The 19716-nt window shown below is 47.5% G+C and carries 18 protein-coding genes; 9 read left to right on the forward strand and 9 right to left on the reverse strand.

From position 1 onward, the window contains the following. Nucleotides 1-456 precede the first annotated feature (456 nt). From HGBM_RS31625 to HGBM_RS11040, 9 genes are all read right to left on the reverse strand, one after another. Nucleotides 457-1107 carry a DUF6431 domain-containing protein gene (locus HGBM_RS31625; RefSeq protein WP_342626537.1) on the reverse strand — a complete coding sequence of 217 codons (651 nt, stop codon included), beginning with the start codon at nt 1105-1107 and terminating at the stop codon, nt 457-459. 300 nt (nt 1108-1407) lie between these two features. Next, nucleotides 1408-2280: a nitrilase family protein gene (locus HGBM_RS11005; protein ID WP_019121159.1), complete on the reverse strand. Its 873-nt coding sequence runs from the start codon at nt 2278-2280 to the stop codon at nt 1408-1410. Nucleotides 2281-2315: 35 nt separating this feature from the next. Next, nucleotides 2316-3023 carry an ABC transporter ATP-binding protein gene (locus HGBM_RS11010; RefSeq protein WP_019121160.1) on the reverse strand — a complete coding sequence of 236 codons (708 nt, stop codon included), beginning with the start codon at nt 3021-3023 and terminating at the stop codon, nt 2316-2318. Beyond that, the gene (locus HGBM_RS11015; RefSeq protein WP_019121161.1) at nt 3020-3772 is read right to left on the reverse strand and encodes an ABC transporter ATP-binding protein; all 753 of its coding nucleotides are present in this window, start codon (nt 3770-3772) and stop codon (nt 3020-3022) included. The genes HGBM_RS11010 and HGBM_RS11015 overlap by 4 nt, the downstream gene beginning before the upstream one ends. 29 nt (nt 3773-3801) lie before the next feature. After that, nucleotides 3802-4788 (reverse strand): branched-chain amino acid ABC transporter permease, encoded by a 987-nt coding sequence (locus HGBM_RS11020; RefSeq protein WP_019121162.1) that lies wholly within the window; start codon nt 4786-4788, stop codon nt 3802-3804. Next, a complete protein-coding gene (locus HGBM_RS11025) occupies nt 4785-5642 on the reverse strand; it encodes a branched-chain amino acid ABC transporter permease (RefSeq protein ID WP_019121163.1) in 858 nt (285 codons plus the stop codon). Before HGBM_RS11025 ends, HGBM_RS11020 begins: the two co-directional genes overlap by 4 nt. A gap of 92 nt (nt 5643-5734) precedes the next feature. Further along, complete coding sequence (locus tag HGBM_RS11030) at nt 5735-6985, reverse strand: substrate-binding protein (protein WP_019121164.1); 1251 nt, start codon at nt 6983-6985, stop codon at nt 5735-5737. Nucleotides 6986-7083: 98 nt separating this feature from the next. Beyond that, nucleotides 7084-7902 carry a carbon-nitrogen hydrolase family protein gene (locus HGBM_RS11035; RefSeq protein ID WP_019121165.1) on the reverse strand — a complete coding sequence of 273 codons (819 nt, stop codon included), beginning with the start codon at nt 7900-7902 and terminating at the stop codon, nt 7084-7086. Nucleotides 7903-8162: 260 nt separating this feature from the next. Next, nucleotides 8163-10148: a sigma-54 interaction domain-containing protein gene (locus HGBM_RS11040; RefSeq protein WP_019121166.1), complete on the reverse strand. Its 1986-nt coding sequence runs from the start codon at nt 10146-10148 to the stop codon at nt 8163-8165. Between the two features lie 158 nt (nt 10149-10306). Here HGBM_RS11040 and HGBM_RS11045 point away from each other — a divergent pair, with 158 nt between their 5' ends. The 9 genes from HGBM_RS11045 (at nt 10307) to dat (ending at nt 19545) form a co-directional block, all read left to right on the forward strand. Next, nucleotides 10307-11134, forward strand: coding sequence for a methyl-accepting chemotaxis protein (locus HGBM_RS11045; protein ID WP_019121167.1), 828 nt, complete (start codon nt 10307-10309; stop codon nt 11132-11134). A gap of 453 nt (nt 11135-11587) precedes the next feature. Further along, complete coding sequence (locus HGBM_RS11055; RefSeq protein WP_026074327.1) at nt 11588-12949, forward strand: sigma-54 interaction domain-containing protein; 1362 nt, start codon at nt 11588-11590, stop codon at nt 12947-12949. 166 nt (nt 12950-13115) lie between these two features. After that, a complete protein-coding gene (locus HGBM_RS11060) occupies nt 13116-14390 on the forward strand; it encodes an ABC transporter substrate-binding protein (RefSeq protein ID WP_019121170.1) in 1275 nt (424 codons plus the stop codon). 90 nt (nt 14391-14480) lie between these two features. Further along, the gene (locus tag HGBM_RS11065) at nt 14481-15182 is read left to right on the forward strand and encodes an ABC transporter ATP-binding protein (protein ID WP_019121171.1); all 702 of its coding nucleotides are present in this window, start codon (nt 14481-14483) and stop codon (nt 15180-15182) included. 11 nt (nt 15183-15193) lie between these two features. Next, on the forward strand, nt 15194-15904 hold the full coding sequence (locus tag HGBM_RS11070) for an ABC transporter ATP-binding protein (protein WP_019121172.1): 711 nt from the start codon (nt 15194-15196) through the stop codon (nt 15902-15904). Between the two features lie 16 nt (nt 15905-15920). Beyond that, nucleotides 15921-16811, forward strand: coding sequence for a branched-chain amino acid ABC transporter permease (locus HGBM_RS11075; protein WP_019121173.1), 891 nt, complete (start codon nt 15921-15923; stop codon nt 16809-16811). Then, complete coding sequence (locus HGBM_RS11080) at nt 16799-17758, forward strand: branched-chain amino acid ABC transporter permease (RefSeq protein ID WP_019121174.1); 960 nt, start codon at nt 16799-16801, stop codon at nt 17756-17758. Before HGBM_RS11075 ends, HGBM_RS11080 begins: the two co-directional genes overlap by 13 nt. Nucleotides 17759-17760: 2 nt before the next feature. Continuing rightward, nucleotides 17761-18648, forward strand: coding sequence for an acetamidase/formamidase family protein (locus HGBM_RS11085; protein WP_019121175.1), 888 nt, complete (start codon nt 17761-17763; stop codon nt 18646-18648). 27 nt (nt 18649-18675) lie between these two features. Then, nucleotides 18676-19545, forward strand: a complete 870-nt coding sequence (dat, locus tag HGBM_RS11090) for a D-amino-acid transaminase (protein WP_019121176.1) — start codon at nt 18676-18678, stop codon at nt 19543-19545. Nucleotides 19546-19716: the final 171 nt, after the last annotated feature.

The raw sequence follows: 19716 nt of genomic DNA on the forward strand, positions 1-19716 counted from the left end.
TCCGGCACAACACTCCAAAACGGCTTCCATCATCTTCAAGCAACCTCCCGAACGAAGAATAAACCAGAAGACAACCTGAACAAATGAAATATTTTTATACGGATTCGCAAACTCGATAGCCTGTATTTCCATAGGTTGTCCGAGCAGTTTGTGTAACGGGGTCAACTGCCGCCGCATTAATTCTTTTGCTCTTCTCTGGTTACGTTTAGTATGCTGAAGAAAAACAAATCAGTAAAGATTCCAGCATTTATTTTCATCCTAGCCTGTGGCCTAAAAGACATAACAGTTTGTGTATCTTCTTGGGAGCCTTAATAAGTCTAGAAACAAAAGGGCATATGGACAAATCTACAGACCAAGCGAATGGGAATGGCTAAAGCAGTGATTGGAGGGCTGAGTTGTGTTGAGGTGGGTGCCCGAGTCATCCGTATTCATCCGGCATGCTGAAAAACCAATAAATTATTTTTTTTCAGAAAAACGCACCTCACTTGATAGACTTCCAGATGAGTCTACCGCAGAGCCAGGGCGGACAACTCTCGCCAGCCAGCCGGGGGCATCCCCGACGTAGTGTCCGAATGGATGATGTGCAGATTGCGAAGGGACGGACAGCTTCTTCGCAGGGTTCTGATGAAAGCGAATGGCGATGGACGCTAAACATCCGAGCAAATAAACGGCTTGCTCTCGGAACCAGCGCTTCCAGCGCCGCAGGGTTGCGTCTTCTGCGCCTGCCACGGAAGGCTCTTGCGATTTTGATACCACATGCTCGATGCACTCCGATTCGTAACGTTTGTATGGAATGATGCAGTCCGGAAGTTCATGGTGAATCTTACGGCACTGTGAGCACCGAAGTCGGCGGATGACGAGCAGGCGCCGCTGGCCGTCTTCGCCGGCTACTTTACGCTGCCGACTCCCGATAACGACAAGCTTTCCGCCGCAACAAGGGCAAGGAACCACTTCTTCACACCGAACGAAAAACGCCGGAGCTCTTCTCAACCAGCTCATACTTTGATACAATGACCATGAGTGATGTGAGGGATGCTTCCGGTTTACCTGTTCCCGTTGGTATACGTTTGGTGGAGGTATCCTTTTCCTTTTCTGTGATACGGTCATTATATTCGGCAACTCTCTGACGGGTAATCCCGTCAGCAATTGGACGTTATCTTTCAGCGGTAACAGCTGGTATTACCTCGAATCGAAAAAAGCCGGTTTCTTCCCTAGAGTAGGAGATGACGGCATTTTTTAGAGATCTCTCCTTTTATCCTCGGAGGTGGAGGAGTTCACGAACCCGTCCAGCTAGTGTGGCGATGCCGAATAGTTGGTCTCAGGTTTGCGGAGAAGCCGTATGCGACGCCCCGCACATAACCATCTGTGAGAGGCGCATGAGTAATTCATGCGCCTACTCGATTCTTATCAGCGGGGAGCTGCTTGGCCTTGTCGGTAACCAACAAGTTCATCGTACAAGTCTTTTCTCCGGTCAGTTAAAATATCGTTTAAAGAAGTCCAATGCTTCCGGCGAGAATTGGCTAAGTCGATTTCGGCCGACAACATCGTCTCCTGTTCCGAGTCAGCAATTTCAATAGGCCAACCGTTTGGTCCCACGATCACGCTATTTCCCAAAAATTTTGCATCGCGTTCCGTTCCTACGCGATTGGCTGCGGCAATGTACACGCCATTTGCTTGCGCAGCAGACATCGAGTGATATACTGGCATGCAGCGGCCAATCTCATCGAACAATGGTCCGGGCGTGTATACCCAGTTATTCAATGTGCAAATGAGATCTGCGCCTTGGACGGCGAGGATGCGAAACGTTTCAGGGAACCAAACATCCCAGCAAATAAGCATACCGATTCTGCCAAGTTCAGTTTCAAATACGGGAAATCCCAGATTACCCGGTGTGAAAAACAACTTATCCCGATCCCACAAATGGGTCTTCCGATACTTTCCAATGTATCCGTTCGGCCCGATTAGAACAGCGGTGTTGTAGAGGTTCTCGCCGTCCCGTTCGACGAGAGAACCGCTGAGGTAGATGTTTTTTTGACGACAAAAGTCTTCCCAGGTGGACACGATTTCGCCGCCTTGGGCTGGCTGTGCATGGGCGAAGGCTTCCTTACGATCGTGAAATACGTACCCGGTCGTAGCCAATTCAGGGAATACGACGAGATTTGCCCCGTTCGTTACGGCTTGTTCTGCCCACTTCAAGCTTGATTGAACGTTTTGGCTTATGTGTTCCACGCCAATTTGGGGGTTACACTGGATTACCGCCACTTTTGCTCCCATTTCCATGTTCTCTTTTCCTCCAATCACGTTTTTTGAAAAAATTAAATAACAAGATTTTCTTTAAGAATTTGATCATTTTTTAACAATTCTTCTGAAGAGCCTGTATGGATGATTTGGCCTTTTACCATGATATAAGCTCTTGTCGTCATTTTCAGCGCAAGATTGGCATTTTGTTCAACTAGTAAAATCGGTAACCCTTCCTGCTGGTTGGTCTCGCGCAGAACGTCGGCGATTTCCTTCGTAATAGAAGGCTGTAATCCTTCTGAAAACTCGTCAACCAACAGCAATTTGGGTCTGGCTAACAAGGCACGTCCAATCGACAACATTTGCTGCTCACCGCCGCTCATCAATCCTGCGGCGAGGTTTTTTCGCTCTTCAAGGCGAGGGAACAAGCGGAAGATATTTTTGATCTCGCTTTTGTTGATATTTTGGGCATAAAGACAAGAAACCTCTAAATTTTCATAAACGGTAAGCTTTGGAAAAATACCCCGATTTTCCGGTACAAGTCGAATGCCGGCACGGGCAACTTTATGGATCGACCAGTTGCTGATATTCGTTCCGTTAAAGTTGATGTTCCCGTGTGTATCGGAGATCAACCGTGTCACACTTTTGACAAATGTGGTCTTGCCTACCCCGTTTCGGCCGATCAGGGCAACCATTTCCCCTTCTTTTATCTCGATATTGACGCCGTGTAACACTGCAGCACCGTCATAACCAGCCAACAGGTTTTCGGTTGACAGTATTGTCATAGCTCAACACTTCCTAAATAAATTTCTTGTATGAACGGATCATTCTCCAATTCATCTAGGGTACCCTCTCTGGCAATATCCCCTCGGTAGAGGACAGTGATCTTGTCAGCGATCTCCCTGACGAATTCCATGTCGTGTTCGACGATGACAACGGCCATTTCTGATCGGATCAGATTGACTAAATCTGCAATCTCTTGAGTTTCCCGCACGGTCATGCCGGCAGTTGGTTCATCCATCAGCAGTACTTTGGGCTGCTGTACGATTGCCATAGCCATCTCTACCCGTTTCTTTTCACCATGTGACAGTGAACCTGCTCGGGTTTCCGTGTATTTGCTCATATTGATCTTTTCAAGCGCTTCTTTTACTGAATTTGTCGCATTGCCCATCGATCTTGACTGTTTCATCAGAGAAAACAGGGATTCCTTGGAACGATACGCAAGCAGGACGTTGTCATAAACAGTGAGCTCAGGAAATATTCGGGGTGCTTGGAAGGTGCGAACCAACCCCATTTGTTGACGTTTGTAGACAGGTAAGGCGGTCACATCATCCGATTCAAGTCTGATGGTTCCTTTGTCAATCGGAATCAACCCTGTTAACAGATTAAAAAAAGTCGTTTTTCCCGCCCCGTTCGGTCCGATAATGCAACGAACCTCATTGGGAAGGACAGAAAAGTTGATGCCTTTCGCTACTACCAATCCACCGAACGCTTTGTGCAAGTCTTCTGTTGATAATACGCTATTACTTACCATTGCAGTATTCACCTCTCCCTTGAGGAATTCTAGTTGCCTGCATTTTTGGACCGCTGAGGAGTAAACCAGCCAATCAATCGTTTCAACAGGTTGATCGCCCCCTCGGGAGCAAGAATCACCATCGTCACAAAGATGAGTCCAATAATCAGCATATAGATTTCTTCAAAGTTACTGCTCAAGGTTGATTCACTTAATTTGAGCAGTGCGCCAAGGATAAATGGTCCGATCAACGTGCCCGTACCTCCCAAAGCTACCCAGATCAGCACCGACATGCTTAATGTGACACCAAACAAACCGGGATAGGCAATGCCTGATATGGGAACGAACAATGCGCCGGAGAGGGCTGAAAAAGCTGCCGTGATACCGGTGACGCTCATCTTAACTTTCAACGGGTTGTAGCCCATTGTCTCCATTTTTGTTTCATCGTGACGAAGGGCCAGCATGGCGCGTCCAAAATCGGAGTTTGCCAGTTTCCACAACAGGAAAAACGAGAGCAGCACCACGCAGATGACAAAATAGTAATATACGGTTGGTGAAGTTAAAGTCCATTCCATGCCAAAGAGAGAAAAAGTAGGTCGTGGAACGTTTGTAATCCCGTTTGATCCGCCTGTGATGTCGTATAGACTGATCGTTAATTGTTCAAATCCCAGAGTAAGGGCAAGACCGATGATCCCAAAGTGAACTTGTGACGCCTTCACGCGAAAACCTACATAACCGATGATAAGGGCGATCGCCACGGAAACGGCCATCCCGATCAAAATGAGCAGAATGGGGTTTATACCTGCTTTTAAGCCATAGCCGGTAATGTAAGCCCCTAAGCCAAAATAAAGGGCTGACCCCATGTTAAGGATGCCTGCGTATCCATATGAAAAGTCAACGCTGGTGGCAAACAATCCATACAAGACGGCTGTTGCAAGCAAATCAAGCTGGTATTCCGGGGCGAAAATTCCGCTTAACAATAATAGTGCAACAATGATTAGCAACAGGTTACGATGCTCTGTTCTCTTTCTTATCATCGTTTAGAAAACACCCCTTGCGGACGAATCCATGTAGTAATAATCACAATAACAAGAATGATGATCCACGATTGGGTTGCATCCATAAAGTTGTTTAGGAGATTTTGGATTCCGGCGATGATGGCTGATCCTCCAACAGCCGATAACATGGATTCTACACCGCCAATGACGACGACGAGAAAGGATTTGGTAACATAGTCTAGTCCCATGAGAGGAGAAATGTTAGCGATTGGGGAAAGCAATGCTCCGGCAAATCCCGCAAGTGCAGATCCTCCAATAAATCCGAAAAAATAAACTTGTTTCGTGCTAATCCCCATTGCTTCAGCCATAGTCGTATTGTCCATCGTCGCCCTCACCAACAGACCAATTCGCGTCTTCTTTAATAGGAAGAAAACGGTCGCGAGGATAGCAATACAAATCATGAGCAGCACTAATCGATAGGTGGGGTAATCGACGCCAAATATGTTAGTCATGGACATAATAGGAACGTCTACGAATTGCCCCTGCGGACCGAAGATCAGTTTGACAATTTGCTGTAACATGATACTCACACCCCATGTGGCCAACATGGTGGAGAGATTTCCGCTTTTATAAAGAAACTGGACAACACCTCGCTCAATCAAGCCGCCTATCAGTCCGACGATGAGAGCGGCAAGCAAGGCAGCAATCCAAAAGTTAAATTCCGCCTGTGTCAGTACGAGAGTGACATATGCTCCCAGCATGACCATGTCTCCATGTGCCATGTTGATAACCTGCATCAATCCGAAAATGATATAAAGACCGACAGCCACCACCGCTAGAATAGAAATAGACGTGATGATATTCAGCACGTTTTCGATACCGAACACATCCATGGTTTCACCACTTCCTTTTTAAGAGAATAGAGGCCAGGTATAAACGTTCCTGGCCAGTAAGAGTTTTCAAATCAGGTCGGCAGCAACTCTGGTTACTGACCGACTGAGCAACCCTCAAATCCAGGGTGTTTTGTAATACCTAGATCCTCCACTAGTTGGTAATCGTTGTCTTTAATTTGCATCATGTAAATGTGCTGGTTGAACACGTGGTTTTCCTTGTCAATCTCCACTTCCCCCTGTGGCAGATTAAGTTTCAGTCCTTCAAGTGCTACAACCACCTTGTCAGGGTCTGTGCTGCCCGCTTTTTCTACCGCAGCTTTAATTGCCATTACGACACCATATGTGCCGGAAGAAGCAGTTGGGCCAATCGGGTATTTTGGATTGTACTTCGCTTTATAGGCTTCGACAAATTTCTTGTTTTCGGAGTTGTCCAGCAAATCGGTGTAACGATTTACTACGTAAACGCTATCTGATATCTGACCGATAGCTGAATAGGCTTCTGTGTCAAAAGTAGCGGAGCCTGTTACGGCCATCTTTTCAAATATACCGAATTGGCGAGCCTGTTTCACGAAGGTAACACCTGATGTACCGGGCAAGGTAAGGAACAGGATGTCCGGGTCTGCTTTTTTGACTCGGTTGATGATGGGAGAGTAATCCGTGGTGTCAGTAGGAGCGTATTCGCTGCCAACCACTTCGCCCCCGTTATCTTTTACAATCTTTTCAGCAATGTCGTTCATGAAATGCGGGAATACATAATCGGCTCCGACGAAGTATACTTTCTTGCCAAACTTATTCATCATCGACGGAAGAAATTTGTCTAGCAGCATTTGTGGCGTTGGTCCAGAAGCAAAGATATACTTGGATTTTTGATTTTTGTCACTGAGACTGCAGGTTTTGCATTCCCCATCAAGAGAGTAAATAAACGGGACTTTGCTTTGCTCAGCAACGGGAACTACAGCGAGAGTTTCAGCACTGCTGCCTGTCCCGATCAAGAAGTTGACTTTATCTTTGTTAATCAATTGCTTGGCCTTCTCAGTTGCTACCGATGGATCAGATTTGTCATCTTCAATGATCATCTTCACTTTCTTGCCGGCAATACCGCCATCATTATTTATCAATTCTTCTGCCAATTCGGCGCTCAGCTTAATTACTTCACCGTGTGTGGACATAAAGCCGGTAGTTGGTGCTAACACCCCGATTTTAATCGTGTCAGCGGATTGCGCGGCTTGGTCGCCCGAAGAAGTTTCTTTCGATTGGGTGGAATCCGATTGCTTTGCTCCACAGCCGGAAAACACAAGAGAGACGGCAAGGATAGCTGGTAAAAACCTCGAGATTTTTTTCATGATAGAAATACCCCCTCCGAAGAATATATTTATGTTTTTAATACAGAATTTACCAGGTGTATACTCTTGGTAAACTCTTGGATTTGATGAATGGAAAATCACTCTGTTATGAGTTCTTTATTGTAGACGAGTGTTTTGTTTATATCCCGCAAATAAGGAATATTTCTGCGTTGTGAAGTTACCAGTGAGAGATCTAGTGCTGCTACGATAACCTGATCTTCTTCCGTTGCTTCAGCCAGAATGTCGCCCTGTGGGCCGACGATTCGGCTGCATCCCCCGAAAGTTGTTTCGTCTTTTTCCGTTCCGGTTCGGTTGACTGCAATGACAAAAGATCCATTTTCCAGAGCACGCGATCGAGTAGCGACATCCCAAGCGTATAAACGCGCTTTTCCAAAGGCGGAAGGATAAACGATCAGGTCGGCTCCTTTGAGGCTTAAGATACGTGAACCTTCGGGAAAACCAATCTCGTAACAGATTTGAATACCGACACGGGCTATTCCCAGATCAAAAACCGGGTACTCCTCCCCTTTGCCAAACCGCAATTTTTCCGCATCCCAAAGATAAATCTTTCGATACGTGCCAATAATGCCTTGAGGGGCGACAACTACTGCTGTATCGTATACAACCCCTTTAATTTCACTTTTTTCGAGAATGCAACCAATAATGTAGACATTATTTTGTTTACATAACTCAAACATCCAGTTAGTCGTGTCTCCAGGAATTGGTTCAGCTAGCGCATCATCATTTTCTTCAACACGATAACCAGTATTAAAAAGTTCCGGCAAAACAATAAGCTTGGCTCCTTGTTTGATAGATCGTTCCACAAGTTCCTGTGCTTTCCGGAGATTGCCGGCTTTATCGCCCGGAAGGCAGTTCATCTGAATGGCTGCGACGTTTAATGTAGTGGTTAGTGACATGTTTGAATGTCTAACCTCCTTTCGTGTTGATTACTGACGGCAAAGTATTAAGCAATAATCGTGCCAAAAGAAACAGCGTCGGCACATCGCATTTCCTCGCAGTCAGATGTCGAAAAGACAAAGGGAGGTTAGAGTTCAGATGAATCGAATTATGCAATTTTGCATAAAAACAGTATAATTAAAAACATTCAATTATAAAAATAATTGATATCATGTTGATTATGCTGAATTGCATAGAAATAATGCATTTCAGCATAATGTTACAGAACTCCCAACCTGTTCATTTTTCTACTGATGGTGGATTGGTCTACTCTTAGCGCTTCAGCCATTTTGGTTGTGGTCTGGTATTTATTCTTAGCTAAAGTCAACAGTTGTTTTTCCAACATTTCGATGGCTTCTTGCAGAGGCATTATTCCAGATACGCTAATTTTTACCTGGTTCTGTTTGTTGCTAACGAAAACCTCGGGAAGATGGTGAATGTCAACCATGTTCTGATCTGTAGTAACAATCAACCGTTCTACTATATTTTGTAATTCTCGCACATTTCCTGGCCATTCATACTCCTGCAAGCTGTCAAGGGCCGTTGGCGAAAAAATTTTATTTCTTTTGTATTTTTCGTTACATTTTTCGATAAAGTGCAGGATGAGCGGTAAAATATCATCTTTACGCTCACGGAGCGGGGGAATGTAAATCGGGACCACATTTAGACGGTAATACAAGTCTTCCCGAAAGTGACCTTTTTTGATTTCTTCCTGTAAGTTCCGGTTCGTGGCGGCGACAATCCGCACATTGATTTTGACAGGTTTTGTTCCACCAAGCCGAACTAATTCATTATCCTGCAAGACACGTAATAATTTCACCTGTAGATTGAGCGGGATCTCACCAATTTCATCAAGAAAAAGCGTTCCCTCATTCGCAAGTTCAAACAAGCCCAGCTTGCCTTCGCGGGAAGCCCCGGTAAACGCTCCCTTCACATAGCCGAACAATTCCGACTCGAGTAAGTTTTCGGGAATCGCGCCGCAGTTTACTTTGATGAATGGCTTGTCCTTGCGTGGACTGCTATGGTGTATAAAGGAAGCAATAACTTCCTTACCCACACCGGATTCGCCGAGGATTAAGACGGTCGAATCTACTTCTGCTACCTTCCTTGCCATCGTCAATATATTTCTCATTTGCTCGCTTTTTGCTATGAACGCTTCATCTTGCATCGTTAGTTGCCTAAGTTGTTGCAGCTCTATTTTATACCCTTCCATCAGTTGTTTCATTTCTTCAAGTTCTGCCTGAAGCTGGCTTTCTTGGGTGATATCCCGTGAGGCGTTTACGATGCGGACAATATTTCCCTGCTCATCCTTGATTGGAGTTCCGAGCACCATAAGTCTTCTACCTGCTTTTGTCGTTTGAATAACCTGTACTTTTTCTTTTTTTTCCAAAACCATTCTGGTTATAGAAGGTTTAAAAATCCCTCTTTTTTCCAATTCATACACACTTTTGCCAATCAATTCTTCTGCTTTGAGCCCGAATAAACGTTCGCATGCGGAACTGACCCGCATCGTAATTCCTTTGTCGTCGGAAACGTAGATCACATCATAGCTGGAGTCGAACACCGCTTTCAAATCAAGGGCCAAGTTTACGTAGTTATCTAAACTCATCGCGATTTTTTCGATTTCTTCTGTATCCCAATACAGTTGAATCTCCCCAAGCGGTCGATGATTCTCCATAATATTGGTTTTGATAACAATAGCCTGCTTGTTTTCGGTCACGTTCACTTCTGTATGCTTTTCCGATGATTTCTGCAGGGGAACTAGTGATGTGGTTGCATCTTGGTTTCCTAGACTTGAGTAAAACAATTGCCCCCTCTCGTCGCGCACCTCCACTTGAAAGGGAAAGGATGCAAATGTTTTTTCGTAAAAAAGACAGGCTTGTCTGGCTTGTTGAAAGAAGAAACGGTACAAATCATCACGGCCAATCCATCCCTCGATTTGACCGGTTTCATCGTATACCAAAAAAACCGAGTAATTTTCCCATGTTGTGTCATTTCTCCAGTCAGGTATGGAGTTTAGCGATAGTGATCCAACAGGAATGATCGTCTTTGGTTGACATTTTGAAACTGCGCCTTCGATTTGTCCTTCCGTATTTAAGAGAAGGATCAAAGTCTCTTGATCGGCTGTTTGTACGGAAGCGTCAGATTCCCACTGGGATAAGGGAATTGTGGTGAAGTTCTTTTGTATAGGATGTAAGCGGTGCAAAATATCTCCCCCTTTCCAAAGTAAAAATATGCAATAATGCATAATAATTTTATTTTAATTTAAATTAAATAATTGTACAACTGTTGAAATTTCTTCAAAATGGCATACTTTTTGCTAGGAAAAAGGTAGCAGAGTTAAACCACAAGGAGAGGATTATCATGGATAATGGATTGCAGCTTTTTCATAACCTGTTGGAACTCGCCCCGCTATTACGCGAGATTTTTGTTGATGATGTTTCGATTGCTATTCAGGATCGGGAACGGGTTTTAAGATATATTCCGGGAGCCACGATTGATCTGGGGATTAAAGATGGGGATCTATTAAAAGCGGGAAGTGTTAGTTATCAGGTGATCCAGACCGGTAAAAAAATAATGAAAATGGTAGGGAGAGAGGTTCATGGTGTTCCTTACATTGCATTGGGCTATCCTATTTTCCACGAAGGTACAGTGATCGGCTGTATTACCACTATTACTTCTATTGATAAAAGAGAACAGATGATGAGGATGGCGGAACAACTCTCTGCTTCTATGCAGCAGTTTACGGCAAGTATCCAATCAGCATCCGCTTCCTCTGATTATTTGTACCAACACAATGAAGTGATGAAAAGTCAACTTTTCGATGTGGAGAGCTCCGTGCAGCAAATTGATAAAATTACCAAAATGGTCGTGGAAATCGCAGGAAAAATAAATATCTTGGGACTCAATGCATCCATTGAGGCTGCGCGTGCCGGGGAATACGGGAGAGGTTTTAGCGTAGTTGCCAGCGAAATCCGAAACCTGGCGGAAAACTCCAGTAAATCAACCAAAACAATTAGCACACAGCTTTATGCGATCCAGCAAGCCGTAAAGCAATTGGCTGAATCCAATCGGGTCATTTTTGAGTCCACGGAAGTGTTGTCTCGGCACTTAAAGGAATTAACCCAATTAATCGGAGAATTGACTGATGTAGCAACCGTTTTATCAGAAATGGCTCAAGTTGAACAGTAATTCACTCTAAACCTCACAGGAGTAATAGGTTTCTTTGCTCTCAACCGAAAAGTAACAATTTCCTGCCATATGATTTTTTCTTCGGAAAAACTGAAAGTTACCGGCTGCGGTGCCCGCATCATGGTTGAAGGTCACGCTGCGCAGTTTCTTCATGATCTTCTTGACGCAACGGCGCTCCTCAAGAGTTTTGATTCTACGTTCCCGTCGTGATTTTGGGGCTGGTGCAGATTGTTGTTATTGTGCTACCATCATACAAGGACACTTCCTCTCGTTGGTTATTGTCAGCGCTTTAACCATTTGATGAGAGGCATACAGTGTCCTGTTTCTTTTCTAAAAATCCTTCTGCAAAAAGTGGGAGAAAAAAGACTTTGAGTGGACAAGAAAGCCCTTGTCCCGCCTGCCTCGGCGAACGACGATCGGCTACTTATGAATTTGGGAGGGTACAAGATGACAGTGATCGATTTTGAAGCGTTGCTCAATTCCTTATTTGATATCGTTCACGTTACGGATGCCGAAGGAAAGACCATTTATTGTTCGGAGAAATATGAGGATTTTTTCGGAGTCTCGCCCAAAGAGATGGTCGGGCGCAATATCGAGGATTTCTACAAGCTTGGCTATTTCAAACCGACCATCACCATGCGGGTAATCAGGGAGCGCAAGCGAGTGCATACGATCCAGACCACGTTCCAAAACCGGAAGCTGTTCGTGGTGGGAACCCCGATCTTTGATTGCAACGGTACCTTTATCGGTGTAGTCAATACGTCCACCGACATCACCAATCAGGAAAAACTGCAAAACGAATTAAACGAAGTCAAAAATCTCGGAACCCTCTATTTCGAGGAGATCGCCAAATTTACCAACGAGAAAAAAGAAGAAGCCCCTTTCATCTATCGGAGCAGCGTAATGGAAAAGATCGTTGAGATGGCAAAACGTTTGGCACAGGTGGATTCCACCGTAATCCTGCTGGGGGAATCGGGCGTGGGCAAAGGGATTCTGGCTAAATACATCCACCAGAACAGTACGCGAAGAAACCAACCCTTTGTGCAGATCAACTGCGGGGCTATTCCCAGTACATTGCTGGAATCGGAGTTGTTCGGATATGAGCGGGGAGCGTTTACCGGAGCGGACAAGGAAGGGAAGGTGGGACTATTCGAGAAAGCGGACGGCGGTACACTGTTTCTTGACGAGATCGGGGAATTGTCCCTGAATCTCCAAGTGAAACTGCTGAATGCCTTGCAGGAGAAAACGATAACCCGGTTGGGCGGTTCCACTCCGAAGAAAATCGATATCAGACTGATTGCGGCCACCAACAAAAACCTGAAAAAAATGGTGGAACAGGGAGAGTTCCGGGAAGATCTGTATTACCGCATCCATGTGATTCCCCTGGAGATTCCCCCCCTGCGCGAACGACCGGAAGAAATCCCCCTGCTGGTTCGTTACTTTCTTGATTTCTATTCGCGAAAGTATTGTCTGAACAAGCAGTTGAGCGATAAATGTTACCATATCCTGGAGAGGTATCACTGGCCAGGAAATGTGCGTGAGTTGGAAAACGTGATCGAGCGGCTGGTTGTCATCTCCAACGGCGATATCATTACCAGCGAGCAGATTCCCAGCTATATCAACAATCCGCTTCACTGTCAGAATAAGCTCAGACTCTACGATTTGATGCCTGTGTCCGATGCGTTTGAAGAAGTGGAAAAACAGCTTCTGCAGCGGGCGTATGATTTGTACAAGACTACGACTAAAGTGGCGGAAGTATTGGGCATCAGCCAACCGACCGTGAGCAGGAAGCTGAAAAAGTATGGTATTCATTGAAGCATAACTTCTATTCGCTGGTGAATAGTAAAATGACGCTTTTTTTGTGTCTATTGAAAGCGGTTGTATTCATAGGAGAATAGAGTGCGCAGAATAGTACGAATGTTTCGATTTGGCACAATCCTTGCTTATTGAAATAGGTAACGCTAAGACAAGGGGGTTCATTATGAAAAAAGCAGGCATTTTATCATTGATTCTTTCACTTGCATTCTTTACGATCACAGGCTGTTCATCCCAATCCGCTCCGTCGGGAGGAACCGCTGCCGATACGGGGAATGCCGCTGGATCGGCCGCAGCAGATGCAGCGACCGAGGTGATCAAGATCGGGGGCATTGGTCCGCTGACTCCGCCGGGTAGCCCGGTCTTGGGACAGGAAATGCAGCAGGCGATGGAGCTGGCCGTGGACGAAATTAATCAAAAGGGAGGGGTTCTCGGAAAAAAACTCCAGTTATTCTATGAAGACAGCGCTGGCTCGCCAGAAAAAGGTCAATCCGCCATGGAAAAACTGACGAAGAAGGAACAAGTGGTGGCTGTAGCGGGAGAAGGACACAGCTCGGCAGCGCTCGCCGAAATGGAAGTGGCCAAACGGGAAAATATCCCGTTCATTGTGGCGGAAGCCTGGTCGGATACGATTACGGAAAAAGGGTACAAGCAGGTGTTTCGGATCGCGCCGAACAATTCGATGTTTTCTAAGCGCATCGTGGAGTTCGTCGAATTCGCCGGTTTTCGTCAGGTGGCAATTCTGGCCGAAGACAGCGATTGGGGGATTGGAAACGTGGATCTCCTGAAAAAACAGCTCACGGAGAAGGGCATCACCTTCAAAAGCGTGATTGTGGACCGCAACACCAAGGATTTTGTGCCGCAGCTGCTGGAACTGAAGAAAGGATTCGAACCCGACATTATCCTCAACATCATGACCGGAGTCGGCTCCTATCTGGTAGTGAAACAAGCCCATGAGCTGGGGATATCTCCTTCGGCAAAAACGGCCATGCTGATGGGAGGCGCCGACGCGGCGTATCCGGAAATCTGGGAGAACACCGGAGAGGCGGCAAAATATGTGATCTGGCAGGCGCCGTACCACCCCAAAGCCAAATTTACCGATCTGACCCAACCGATGGTAAAGGCGTTCGAGGAGAAGTTCGGCAGAAAGCCGACCTATGCCGCCCTGCATGCTTATGACTGCATTTTGCTGTTGGCAGACGCGATCACGCGGGCGGGCTCAATCGAGTCGGATAAAATTATTCAAGCGTTGGAAGAAACCTCGTTGACCGGAACGCGCGGAACGATCAGCTTCCCGCTGGAGAGCGGGGTTGATTACCACAATTGGCTGCCGGCCCTGCTATTTGTCCAATACACCCAAGAGAACCAAGATCCGGACGATGCCGAAATCCTGTTCCCGAAAGACGTGGCCACCGCTGAATATCTAAAGCCGGAAAAATAAAAGAGCACATTCGAGAGGGTGATGCCTCTCGTTTTTTCCTCAAGACTACTCTGCCCGCTAAACGAAGACGGGCACGCAAGGGTGTGGATAATGCTGACAATCACCAATGTTACGAAACGATTCGGGGGAACGGTTGCGGTCAAGCAGGTGAACCTGAAGATCAACAAGGGGGAAATCGTGGGCGTGATAGGACCCAACGGTTCGGGAAAATCAACCCTTCTGCACACGATCACCGGGGTTTACCAACCGGATGAAGGCAGAATTGAGTACGCGGGCAAGGATGTGACCAGCGCCTCGCTTGAGGAGAAGGCGCGGATGGGGATTGGGCGTACCTTTCAAAACCTGCGCCTGTTCAAACGTTTGACCGTTTGGGAAAATTTGATGATTCCGGCCATTCAGATCAAAAAGAACAAACGCGAAGCGACAGCGCAGGCAGAGGAACTTCTGGAGATGGTGAACCTTAGCCATCTGCGCTCCCAGCAGGCTCAGAATCTCTCAATCGGACAACAACGTCTGCTGGAATTCATCAGGGTGATGATGCTCGATTCCGATTTGGTCTTTCTTGATGAGCCGACCGCCGGGTTTCATCCCAACATGATTCAACAATTCCTTGACACACTTAAATTGCTGCACGGCCGTGGAAAGACGTTCGTGATGATCGAGCATAACATGCCGGCGATCATGGAGATCAGCACGAGGCTGGTGGCGATTGCGGCGGGAGAAGTGATCGCCGACGGGGAGCCCCAAACCGTCCATTCCCATCCGGATGTCGTGGAAGCGTATTTGGGTTAAGGAGGATTGCCATGCTGGAAGTAAAACAAGTGGAAGCAGGATACGGCAAAATTCAGATTCTCAACGGAATGACGCTTACAGCAAAGGAAAATCACCTCACGCTGCTGATCGGTCCGAACGGCGCGGGAAAATCAACGCTGCTGAAAACCATTTATGGATTTCTGAAGCCAGGCAAGGGCTCCATCGTCTATCAGGGCAAGGAAATTACGGGTATTTCTCCCCACGAACTGGCGGGGCTTGGCATCGGATTTTTACTGCAGCGAGTCAGTGTGTTTCCCGAGCTGACAATTGAAGAGAACCTGAAGATGGGAGCGTGGTCCTTTAAACAGAACCGCTCCCGGGTGTATCAGCGAATCGAATACATGTACGACAAGTTTCCGATCTTAAAGCAAAAGAGCCAGGAAAAAGCGGGCTTGATGAGCGGTGGACAGAAGCGGCTTTTGGAAATTGCCCGCACGCTGATGCCCAACCCGAAACTGATTCTGGTGGACGAGCCTTCCGCCGGTCTTTCACCAAAAGTGACTAAGGAAGTGTATCGCGTGCTTCACGATTTGAAGCAAGAAGGCATCACGCTTTTGATGGTTGATCAGAACATCCGCGACTCCATCGGTTACTCCGACTATGTCTATGTGCTGGAACGCGGGCAGGTTACTTCGGAAAGCACGGCGGCCGATATCGAACAGAATCTGCAGCAGGTAGTCGAGTCATGGCTCAAATTCTAGATACAGGGGGTTGCCAATGGAAGCTTTGTCATCTTTGTTGGCGCAATTGACCAACGGGTTGATCGTCGGCTCCATATATGGGCTGATGGCGTTGGGATTGACCGTTATTTTTGGCGTTTTGAAAATCGTGAATTTCTCGCACGGTGAATTTTACATGCTGGGGGCCTACATCTCCTATTTGATCAGCCAGACACTAGGGCTTCATCCTGTACTTGGGGTTCTTTTAGCCGTTCTGGCCACGTTCCTGTTGGGAATGCTCATCGAAAGGGTACTGCTGACCCCGCTGTATGACAACAAAGTGGAGCGGAAAGACGAGTACGCGTTATTGATTACCTTCGGATTGTCCCTGTTTTTGATCAACTTTGCACTGGCCGTTTTCGGGCCGTTTCAGAAAAGCGCGCCTGCACTCGCCAAAGGTACCATCGATTTGGGTGTCATCACCGTAAGTTCGGGTAAGGTGCTGGCGGCACTTGTGGCGATTGCCCTCTTGCTGGGCATGCTCTACATCATACACAAAACCTGGCTGGGGACCGCTCTGCGGGCCATTTCACAGGACCGGGATGCCAGTGCCATTATGGGGATCAACGCCGAAAGGCTCGGGAGCATCGCGTTCGGACTGGGTACCTGCATGGCCGGAGCCGCGGGGGCGCTTCTCGGCCCAGTGTTTTTGGTGTATCCGGTGATGGGGGGCGTGCCGGCGATTAAGTCGTTTGTCATCATCGTACTCGGCTCGATGGGGTCGATCAAAGGAGCGATCTATGGGGCCCTTCTTGTGGGAATCGTAGAAAGCCTCGGAGTCGTGCTAATTTCTCCCGCTTATCGCGACGTGTACAGCTTTTTGATTTTGATCCTGATCCTGCTTGTCAGGCCGAAGGGTCTGTTTGGAGGGGCGCAATGGCACAATTAGAGAAAATCATCCTGCTGATCCTGCTTGCAGTAGCGTTGGTCCTGCCCCTGTTTTCCAACGAATATACGCTGCATATCGTAATATTGGCATGCTTCTACGTGATTTTGTCGTCCAGTTGGAACCTGTTGGCCGGGTATTCGGGGCAGGTATCGTTTTCTCATGTCGCATTGGCCTCTCTCGGAGCCTATACATCCGGACTGCTCTCGTTACATGCAGGCCTGCATCCGGCCATCTCCATCCTGGCAGGGGCGCTGGCTGCCGGTGTGATCGGGTTTTTGATCGGCATATTGACCCTGAGGATGAGCGGAAGCTATCTGGCGCTGACGACAATTGCCTTTTCGGAAATCTACCGGATCGTCATCAGTCTGGAATATGAGATTACCAACGGCCAAGTGGGACTTAGCGTGCCCGGTCTGTTTGGGGAAGCGTCTAGTAAGCTGGCCTATTACTATACGGCCATCGGGCTGGTGGTGGCCATTGTCTTTGTGGGCATCTTCAAGCTGGTGAATTCCGACTTCGGCCTGACCATTCGCGCCATCCGAGAAGATGAGACAGCTGCTGCCGCCATGGGGGCGAAGGTCGTTCGGTACAAGGTGATCGTTTTTGCCATCTCGTCGGCCATCGCCGGTTTGGCGGGGGCGTTTCTCGCTCACTATACGCTATTGGTCAGTCCGGAAATGGCGACGATTACGCAGATGGGCATGGTTATTTCCATGGCGGTCATCGGCGGGCTGGGTACCTTTATCGGCCCCGTACTGGGCGGCTTGTCACTTGAAATCATTTCCGAGTATGTAAAAGAATTTGGCAACTATCACCTGTTGATCTTTGGATTGATCCTTGTTCTGGTCATGCGTTTTTCGCCGATGGGCATCACTGGGCTGCTTGTCCCCAAAAGCGGCAGCAAATCCAAACACATCTCGCAAACATCGTGGAGAAGAGAGGTCTAACCATGTACATCATCTCGAAAGAAGCTCATATCTACTCGTTTCGATCGGACCTCATGCCTGTTGAATCTGTGGATTCGGGCAGCGAAGTCATCTTTGAAACCTATGACTGTTATCGCGAACAATTGAAATCGTCCAGTAAAAACCAACTATTTTCGCTGAAAGGCATAAATCCCGCCACCGGCCCTCTGGCCATTCGCGGGGCGGAACCGGGCGATATGCTGAAAGTAACCATCCTCTCGATCGAACTTCACGACGAGGGAACGATGTATCTAAGACCGGGGGCAGGAGTGCTGAAGAAATTCGTGGTTCATCCCGAAGTGAAAAAATTGCGGGTGAAGAACGGAACGCTTCACTTTGACAGCACCCATTCATTTCCGATCAAGCCGATGATCGGTGTCATCGGGGTATCACCGAAAGAAGGGGATATTTCCACATTCGCTCCGGGGACACATGGGGGGAATATGGATACAAAGGAGATCACGGCAGGGTCCGTCGTTTATCTTCCTGTCTCTGTACCGGGCGCCAATCTGGCTATCGGTGATTTGCATGCGCTCATGGGGGACGGTGAGGTTCCGATTTGCGGAGTAGAAATCGGCGGGCGCGTACGGGTCAAGGTGGAGGTGCTGAAGGAGTCTGGATTCAACGGGCCGGTCGTGGAAGATCGTGAGCATTTTTACGTCATTTCCTCCGCCCTTACCTTGGACGAAGCATGCCAAAGCGCTTCCGAGAACATGTTCGCATTTTTATCAAGCCGCTTGCCGCAATATGAGGCGAACGACATCATCTGCCTGATGGGGATTGGCGGCGACCTGCGTATCTCCCAAATGGTGAATCCTTTGAAAACAGCCAAATACCGGATACCCAAAACACTGTTTCCAGTCCGGTTTTGAAATCCATTTGAGAGGGAGTTGAAAAAGATGGACAATCGTTTGGCTTATGTAAACAATCGTTTTATCCAGGTTGATGAACCGATCGTCTCGTTGGAAGAAAGAGGGCTTCAATTTGGCGACGGCGTCTATGAAGTGATTCGCATCTATCGGGGAACGCCGTTTACTCTGAACGAGCATTTGAACCGGTTGGCTCAATCTGCTGCAAGTATCCTGCTGGCCATGCCGAAGACGACAGAGGAAATCGGCACGCTGATTCGCGAGGGAATCGAGAGAGCCGGGATCGCGGAGGGGACGGTCTACGTTCAGATAACCCGGGGAACGGCTCCGCGTAATCATGCGTTTCCCGACGGGGTCGAACCCAATCTCTACATCATCTGGAAGGAAGGCGCTCCTTCTCTGGATCGCCAGCGGGCGGAAGGGGTCGCCGTCTGCACCTACCCCGATGAGCGCTGGCACAACTGTTACATCAAATCCATCTGTCTCCTGCCGAATGTAATCGCCAAGGAAAAGGCGAAACAAAAAGGGGGGCACGAAGCCATTCTGATCCGCGAGAACGAGGTGAAGGAGGGAGCGGCGACCAATCTCTTTATCGTCAAGGACGGGGTGTTCAAAACCCCGATTGCAGACCAGTCCATATTGAATGGGATTACCCGGCAAAAGGTTCTCTCCCTATTGCGTTTGAAGCAGATTCCGGTAGTCGAGACACGTTTGACGATGGAGGACATCGAGGTAGCTGATGAAGTAATGATTACCAGTACGACGCAGGAAGTTATTCCTGTCACCAGGATAGATGAACAGGTCGTCGGTACAGGCAAACCGGGTCCGCATTTTGCGAAGCTGTTGCAGTGGTTTCACGAAGAAGTGAAGCGGGAATGCAGTCTTCAAACGAAGTGGTGACCAAACGTCCGTCTGCTGCTTGGGACAAGGCAGAAGACGGGCGTTTTTGCTTTGTTGGACGGTTTTCCTTACAGCAAAGAGAAAATGTGGTCTCCACCATTGGGAATGCCTCAACATGGTCGTTATAACACCATTGGTGTACCAGTTTTATACGTCAGTGATAAACTAGAA

It is taken from the genome of Brevibacillus massiliensis, assembly GCF_000311785.1.
Classification (GTDB): Bacteria; Bacillota; Bacilli; order Brevibacillales; family Brevibacillaceae; genus Brevibacillus_C; species Brevibacillus_C massiliensis.